The sequence below is a fragment of the Cupriavidus basilensis genome, assembly GCF_029335485.1.
Taxonomy (GTDB): Bacteria; Pseudomonadota; Gammaproteobacteria; order Burkholderiales; family Burkholderiaceae; genus Cupriavidus; species Cupriavidus basilensis_E.
Genome location: NZ_JARJLM010000320.1, coordinates 1 through 758, shown reverse-complemented (window position 1 = coordinate 758; position 758 = coordinate 1). Strand labels below are relative to the sequence as shown.

Annotated in this window: 1 pseudogene; it reads left to right on the top strand. The window is 69.7% G+C overall.

Annotated elements, in window-relative coordinates:
• Nucleotides 1-758 (top strand): annotated as a pseudogene (locus tag P3W85_RS18840) (hypothetical protein); the annotation flags it as partial.

Sequence of the window (758 nt, the reverse complement as noted above, 5' to 3'; positions counted from 1 at the left end):
CATGCGACCAACCAGAAGGTGGAGCAGAACACCACCAGCATCACGAACCTGGGCGACACCATCACCAACGTGGCGGGCGACACCAGCAACACCTATGTGGCGCAGAACGGCCGCGGGGTGAAGTATGTGCGCACCAACGACACGGGCCTGCCTCCGGACGATGCGCATGCCCTGGCGGCGGGCGCCACGGCGGTGGGCTACGGCGCCACCGCCAGCCGCGTGCAGGCCGTGGCGGTCGGCCGCAACTCGCTGGCCGATGGCGACAGCGGTATCGCGGTCGGCTACTCGGCCAATGCTTCGGGATCTCGCTCCATTGCTATTGGCGCATCGGATTCGCGTGCGGCCTTTGCGGCACGGGCCGGCCTTGATGCTGTCGGCCAGACGAGAGCGAGCGGCACCGGATCCGTGGCACTGGGCGCGGGCACCACGACGGATGTCGCCAACAGCGTCGCGCTGGGCTCTGGGAGCGTTGGCGCCGCCAACGCCGCGGGTCCGGCGCTGTTCAGCGGCGATGCGATTGCCGCGGGGGGCGCCCTGTCGATCGGCGCCGCCGGCATGGAGCGCCAGATCAAGAACGTGGCAGGCGGAACCAACGGCACGGATGCGGTCAATGTGAACCAGCTGCGCGCGGTAGCGGATAACGCGGTGCAGTACGACGACGCGGGCAAGGGCAGCGTCACGCTGGGCGGCACGACATCGGTGGACGGCGGCGTGACCGGCGGCACCAGGATCACCAACGTGCACCAGGGCGACGTGAG